This window comes from Faecalibacterium butyricigenerans (assembly GCF_020687345.1).
GTDB lineage: Bacteria > Bacillota > Clostridia > Oscillospirales > Ruminococcaceae > Faecalibacterium > Faecalibacterium butyricigenerans.
In genome coordinates this window covers 22944-28943 of the sequence record NZ_JAJEQL010000027.1, presented here as the reverse complement: position 1 = coordinate 28943, position 6000 = coordinate 22944, and the positions used below count along the sequence as shown (strand labels likewise).

The window sequence follows — 6000 nt, the reverse complement described above, 5'->3', positions numbered from 1 at the left end:
CCCGCCGGGAGATCTCCCGGGGGGCGCTGCTTATTTATTATATGTTTTATTGTATCCAGAACGGTTCGCCTAAACCGAGGGCCGCGCTGCGCGCTTCTGACGTTCCTTCTCCCTGTACATCCGGTCGTCGGCTTCGCGGAGGAAGGCGGGCAGGTCTTCGACCAACGACTGCCAAAACGAGCCGATGGCTGCATCCACCTGATGGCGGACCAGTGCCGCCCGCAGAGCTTCCACCTGCTGTTCAAATTTTTCCTGCGTGACCGGGCAGCAGATGACCACGAACTCGTCCCCGCCGATGCGGCAGGCTTCACCGGGGAACACATCGTTCAGCGCGTCAGCTGCACGGCAGATCAGGGCGTCGCCCGCCGCATGGCCGAAGCAGTCGTTGCAGCGCTTCAAGCCGTTGAGATCCATGTAAATGCCGCCCACCTGTTTCAGCGCGTTCTCCTTCCCTGCCTCCAGCAGCTCCATATACCGGTTGCGGTTGTCCAGCCCGGTCAGGGTAAACTGATCCAATTGCTCAAGGGACTGCATGGAGAAGATGGCTTGGGTTGCGAAAGTGAACCGCTTTGTAAGGAGATCTCGAGTCAGCCCACATCGGCGGCGAGCGCCTGCTCGATGAGCTTTTGCAGCGTCTCCGCCTGCTTCTTTTCTGTGATGGCTCCTACGATGGGTTCACCCACGATATTGCCGCTGCGGTCGACCACATAGGTGGTGGGATAAGCAAAGATGTTGGTAGTAAACTTTCCCGCCTCACCATCTGAGTCAAAATACACATTCTGATAGGTGGCGCCCTTCTTGGCCAGCACGTCCTTCGCCTCGGAAATCGCTGCCTCGTCGCCGTCCAGCGTGAAGGTGTTGACGCCGATGAGGGAGCCGCCCTTCTCCGCGAGTTCCTTATTCAGTGCGTCCAGCTCGGCAAGCTCTCCCACGCAGGGATTGCAGGTGGTGAACCAGAAATTCACTACGGTGACGGTGTTGCCGGAGAACAACTCGTCGCTCTTCACCGTGTTGCCATCCAGGTCTTTACCCTCAAAGGCGGGGAACTTCTGCATACTGCCGTCGTCGGGAGGGGTGCTCGTGTCGCTGCCTGCTGGCATACTCATATCGCCGTCCATGGATTTCTGCATGATCTCGGGATACTTCTCTTCCAACTCGGTCAGCTTGTTTTCAATATTGCTGATCTCCGTGGCCGACTCCTTCAGCCACGCATATTCCTTGTCGGTGAACTGCTCTTTAGCGGCCTCGACGGTATCCAGCAGGAAGTCGCCGTAGTTTTTGCCGTCCTCCTGCATGGTCATGCCCTTATCGGCCGCCATGAACACCTTCTCCCAGAGTTCGGCATTTTCCGACAGGAGCGCGTTTTCCCGCTCCAGCAGCTCCTTGTGCAGAGCGAGCGCCTCCTCGGCGGTTTTCGGCTCGCCGGTCATGGCGGAGCTGTCTCCGCTCATATCCGCCTGCTTGTCGTTGCCCTTTGCGCCGCAGGCTGCAAGGGAGAGCAGCATCATCGCGCACAGCATCAGAGCCAGTATCTTCTTTACGTTCATATTCGTTTCTCCTTAAGCTTTGTTGTTGTTTTCTCGCAGTGTCGCTGCGTTTTCTTTCTCTTTTCCATCGCCGAAGCCGTAGCGGAAGCACACGGCGTTCGTCGGACAGGCACGGATACACATCCCGCAGCGGATGCACTCGGTATGGTTGGGCGTTTTCGTCACATCCACGTCCATCTTGCAGGCTCTGGCGCATTTCCCACAGGAGACGCACTTACTCTTGTCCACCTTCATCTGGAAAAGGGACACCCGGTTGAACAGGGCGTAGAACGCGCCCAGCGGGCATAGCCACTTGCAGAAGGGACGGTAGAACAGTACGCTCAGCACGATCACCGACAGCAGGATGCTGAACTTCCATGTAAACAGCTTGCCCAGCGCCGCCCGGATGCCGGAATTGGCGAGTGACAGCGGGATGGCTCCCTCCAGCACGCCCTGGGGGCAGAGGTATTTGCAGAAGAAGGGGTCGCCCATGCCAACGTCGTTCACAAGGAACGCCGGCAGCAGGAAAACCATCACCAGCAGTACAGCGTACTTGAGATAGGTCAGTGGTCTGAGCTTCTTTGTGGAGAGCTTCTTCGTCGGAATCTTATGCAGCAGCTCCTGAAACCAGCCGAAGGGACACAGAAAACCACAGATAAAGCGTCCCAGCAGGACTCCCAGCAAAATGAGAAAGCCTGTGATATAATAGGAGAAGCTGAACTTGGAAGACCCCACCACCGTCTGAACTGCCCCGATAGGACAGGCTCCGGAGGCCGCTGGACAGGAGTAGCAGTTCAGCCCCGGCACGCAAACGGTTTTCCCTGTGCCTTGGTACAGTCCTCCTTTGAAGAAGTTCGGCAGGTGCAGGTTGGTCAGTAGCGTCGCACCCGCCTGTATCCAGCCCCGAAATCGGGACATGGTCTGCGAAACGCCTGAAAACTTTTTACCCAATACCCACACACTCCAGACATAATTTGATTGCTTTGCTCAGCACTGTCGCCGCCTCGCCCCGCCAGACGCCGAAGCACAGCATGGCGACTCCGGCCATCAGCAGCGCGATCTGCGCCGCAGCCTTTTTCCCGCAGCTCATTTTTCATCATCCTTTCCGATTTTCTGTCCCCATCATAGCGCGGGAGAGTTAAAGTCTCTGTTAAGAACGAAAACTTAACGCAAACCTTATCTATTTTTGCTATAATAAAAACAACACAAAAACGGAGAAATAAAAAGGAGGGCTCTCATGCACCTTTTAGTAATTGAAGACGAACGCGCTCTGTGTGAAACAATCGTCCGCAGCCTGCGGCGGCTGGCCTACAGCGTGGACTACTGCTACGACGGGGAGAAGGCTCTGGAGTTGCTGGGCGTGGAGCGCTACGATCTGGTACTTCTTGATCTGAATCTGCCGAAAAAGGACGGCATGACAGTGCTGCGCGCCCTGCGGCAGACCGACCGAGAGACGCGGGTGCTGATCCTCTCCGCCCGCAGCGAGGTGGAGGACAAGGTGCAGGGGCTGGACGCCGGGGCAAACGACTATCTTGCAAAGCCCTTTCATCTTGCCGAGCTGGAGGCCCGCATCCGCAGCCTGACATTGAGGCAGTTCACCCAGCAGGATGTGCTGCTAAGCTGCGGAGGCCTGAGCTTCGACACCCGCTCCCGCACCGCCGCCGTCAATGGGCAGACGCTGACGTTGACCCGAAAGGAAACGGGGATACTCGAATACCTGATGGTGCATCAGGGGCGGCCCGTGAGTCAGGAGGAGCTGATGGATCACGTTTGGGATAACAGCGTGGACAGCTTCAGCAATTCCATTCGCGTCCACATCTCAGCCCTGCGCAAAAAGCTCCGCGCCGTGCTGGGCTATGACCCCATCCGCAACCGCATCGGCGAGGGCTATCTGATGGGAGGCGAGGAGGAATGAAGCGGCTTTCCTTGCAGTGGCGCATCACGCTGATGTCCGTCCTGCTCATCGGCATCACCTGCGTGGCCATGAATCTGCTGCTGTGCTCCTCCGGTGTGTACTATATGGACACCATTGCGGACAGCTTACAGGGCGGCGGCACGGTGATTCTGAATGATAGCGGAGCGGCGAGCTTTGACCCGCAGCTCATAGCGCCCAACGAGGAGTTGACCATCGTCGTCGATGGGGTGCAGGGGCGCTTCCGCACCACCAACTGGTACATCACAGCGGCGGTAACGCTGCTCAGCGGTTTCCTCGCCTATTTTGTCAGTGGACGCGCTCTCAAGCCCCTTCGCTGCTTTGCCTCGCAGGTAGAGCAGGTGCAGCTGAACAATCTTGCCGATATGAGGATCGATGAAGACTCCATTTCGGAGTTCCGGCAGCTGAGCCGCTCGTTCAACCAGATGCTGGAGCGGCTGAACAACGCCTTTGCCGCCCAGCGGCAGTTCACCGGCAACGCCGCCCACGAGCTGCGCACGCCGCTGGCGCTGATGCAGGCGCAGCTGGAGCTGTTTTCCGCGGAGCATCCCGATGTGCGGCCGGAGACGGCGGAACTCCTCACGCTTTTGCGCGAGCAGACGGAGCGGCTGACGCAGATGACCAAGACGCTGCTGGAGATGAGCAATTTGCAGCAGGTGGCGCGGAACGAGCGGATCCAGCTCGCTCCCATGATCGAGGAGATCTTCACAGATCTTGCGCCACTCTCAGATAAGCTCGGCGTCACGCTGACGGCGGAGGGCGACGGCATTATGACCGGCAGCGATGCACTGATCTACCGGCTGATCTTCAACCTGACGGAGAATGCTGTCAAGTACAACCGGCCGGGTGGCTCGGTACGGGTTTCTGTCACTCAGGAGTTGGAAAAGCTCCTGCTCCGCGTCTCCGACACCGGCTGCGGCATCCCGGAGGTGTATCAGCGCAGTATCTTCCAGCCCTTCTTCCGGGTGGACAAGTCTCGCAGCCGGGAATACGGTGGCGCAGGACTGGGACTCTCACTGGTATGGGAGATCGCCAATCTCCACGGCGGCTCCGTTTGGGTGGAGGAAAGCTCGGACAAGGGCACGACCATCGCGGTGGAGCTGCCGGCAGGGGCGAAAAACGATTTCTCCGGCGCGGATATCCCATAATAGTCCTCGGCGGTTTCATGATGATCGTTTTTCAACCTCCACAATGTTATCGCAGCAGCTCTCGATCAGCTCCCTGTCGTGGGTGATCACGAGAATGGTTCTGCCGCTCCGCACCTCGATTTTCAGCCTTTCTGCAATCAGGCGCATAATTCTGCCCGTCAAGACCGCTGGGTGACTCATCAAGAATCAGTATCCTGCGACCGGAAAAGACGGCGCAGGCGATGGCAAGCCGTTGCTTTTGTCCGCCGGACAGGGTGGACGGGTGCGCATCCCTGTACTCGTAAAGGCCAAATTCTTTCAGCAGATGTATTGCACGGTCTTTGCTTTCTTCCGTCAATTCGGTATTCAGCAGCAGCTCCTCCGCCACACTCGCCGTAAAAAACTGCGTTGACGTGTCATTGCCGCAGTATTAGATATTCCTGCGCCGGACTGCCGCTCTTGCTTTTTTCCATTTTGAACAATGCGATTTACCTCCATTTCCGCGTCTGCCTGCTGAACCAGCAGTGCATAGTAATTTTTTGTTTTGTAAGGCCGCGTTTTCGGCCTCTTGAACTTTGCCTCATAGAAGTGCTTTGCCACCACTTCCAGCGGCTGACCGTCTTTCTCGTACATGGCAAGAAAGAAGAGCGGCAGCATCACCGCCATCATGCCAAGAGCGGCAAGGCTCAAATTCCCGCTGGATTTGAGCAAAAAGAAAACCGGAACGCCAATCAGCGCACCGGCTCCGAAGCAGAGAATCTGCCGTTTGGTCAGGTTCATAAAGACCTTGGTTTTGACCTTTGAAAGGTCTCGCGGCACAGAAATATAAGATGCCATGAATCATTCCTCCTTCCTTAGTGCGCTACAAACACGGATTTCGCAAGGCTTCCCGTCTTAAAGAGGGTAAATACCAGCAAAACCGTATAGCCCATAACGCCCCAAATGCTGCTGATGATGTTATCCGAAAAGGACAGGTTCTGAATCAAAACTGTATAGATGCCTACACAGATCATGATAAGAAAGCCTTGGAATCCCAGTGCAAACAGGGAGCGCAGGTAGTTTTGACCAGTATGCTCGATGAGCATCTGGATCAGCTCATAACAGGCGATGAAAGTCAGCACCATTCCGGCAATGGGCAGGATCACGGATTCCGAGATGTTACGGATCATAGAAAAAAACGCAGGTGAAAAGTTCGCCGGTGTGGTTCCCACATCGCCTGCGATCTGTCCAACCTGCTGGTTGATCGAATCGAACATCCCTGAAAGATTTCCCATGATACCGCTGATGATCATGCTCTTGAGCCAATCTGTGATCTGTTCAAGGATACTCTGCATGAGCCGCCTCCTTCCTTACGCAAATACGCCGAACAGCTTCGCCATCCGGGACAGAAGCATAAACAGCTGTGAGAAAAGAG

The 6000-nt window shown here is 56.4% G+C and carries 10 protein-coding genes; 3 read left to right on the top strand and 7 right to left on the bottom strand.

Translation table 11 applies throughout. From position 1 onward, the window contains the following. Positions 1-73, top strand: a 73-nt coding sequence (locus LKD23_RS13020) for a potassium-transporting ATPase subunit F (RefSeq protein WP_227621502.1), incomplete at its 5' end; no start/stop codon positions are given. Here the strand turns inward: LKD23_RS13020 and LKD23_RS09890 are convergent. The 4 genes from LKD23_RS09890 to LKD23_RS09875 all read right to left on the bottom strand — a co-directional run bounded on the left by LKD23_RS09890 (position 70) and on the right by LKD23_RS09875 (position 2616). Then, on the bottom strand, positions 70-516 hold the full coding sequence (locus tag LKD23_RS09890; RefSeq protein ID WP_227621500.1) for a GGDEF domain-containing protein: 447 nt from the start codon (positions 514-516) through the stop codon (positions 70-72). The two genes, LKD23_RS13020 and LKD23_RS09890, sit on opposite strands and share 4 nt — an antisense overlap. Positions 517-587: 71 nt before the next feature. Continuing rightward, the gene (locus LKD23_RS09885) at positions 588-1547 is read right to left on the bottom strand and encodes a TlpA disulfide reductase family protein (RefSeq protein WP_227621499.1); all 960 of its coding nucleotides are present in this window, start codon (positions 1545-1547) and stop codon (positions 588-590) included. Positions 1548-1559: 12 nt separating this feature from the next. Then, positions 1560-2444, bottom strand: coding sequence for a 4Fe-4S binding protein (locus LKD23_RS09880; RefSeq protein ID WP_227621498.1), 885 nt, complete (start codon positions 2442-2444; stop codon positions 1560-1562). Between the two features lie 25 nt (positions 2445-2469). Further along, complete coding sequence (locus LKD23_RS09875; protein ID WP_005933048.1) at positions 2470-2616, bottom strand: CD1871A family CXXC motif-containing protein; 147 nt, start codon at positions 2614-2616, stop codon at positions 2470-2472. A 147-nt stretch (positions 2617-2763) separates the two neighbouring features. On the opposite strand from LKD23_RS09875, the gene LKD23_RS09870 reads away from it, so the two are divergent. Together LKD23_RS09870 and LKD23_RS09865 are read left to right on the top strand one after the other, a co-directional pair. Beyond that, on the top strand, positions 2764-3441 hold the full coding sequence (locus LKD23_RS09870) for a response regulator transcription factor (RefSeq protein ID WP_227621497.1): 678 nt from the start codon (positions 2764-2766) through the stop codon (positions 3439-3441). Continuing rightward, positions 3438-4607 carry a sensor histidine kinase gene (locus LKD23_RS09865; RefSeq protein ID WP_227621496.1) on the top strand — a complete coding sequence of 390 codons (1170 nt, stop codon included), beginning with the start codon at positions 3438-3440 and terminating at the stop codon, positions 4605-4607. Before LKD23_RS09870 ends, LKD23_RS09865 begins: the two co-directional genes overlap by 4 nt. 46 nt (positions 4608-4653) lie before the next feature. Here the strand turns inward: LKD23_RS09865 and LKD23_RS09860 are convergent, their stop codons facing one another. The 3 genes from LKD23_RS09860 to LKD23_RS09850 are packed head-to-tail and all read right to left on the bottom strand — an operon-like array spanning position 4654 to position 5920. Then, positions 4654-4944 (bottom strand): ATP-binding cassette domain-containing protein, encoded by a 291-nt coding sequence (locus LKD23_RS09860; RefSeq protein WP_255668205.1) that lies wholly within the window; start codon positions 4942-4944, stop codon positions 4654-4656. A gap of 8 nt (positions 4945-4952) precedes the next feature. Next, positions 4953-5423 carry a PrgI family protein gene (locus LKD23_RS09855; protein WP_227621494.1) on the bottom strand — a complete coding sequence of 157 codons (471 nt, stop codon included), beginning with the start codon at positions 5421-5423 and terminating at the stop codon, positions 4953-4955. A 17-nt stretch (positions 5424-5440) separates the two neighbouring features. Beyond that, a complete protein-coding gene (locus LKD23_RS09850; protein WP_227621493.1) occupies positions 5441-5920 on the bottom strand; it encodes a VirB6/TrbL-like conjugal transfer protein, CD1112 family in 480 nt (159 codons plus the stop codon). Between the last annotated feature and the right edge of the window lie 80 nt (positions 5921-6000).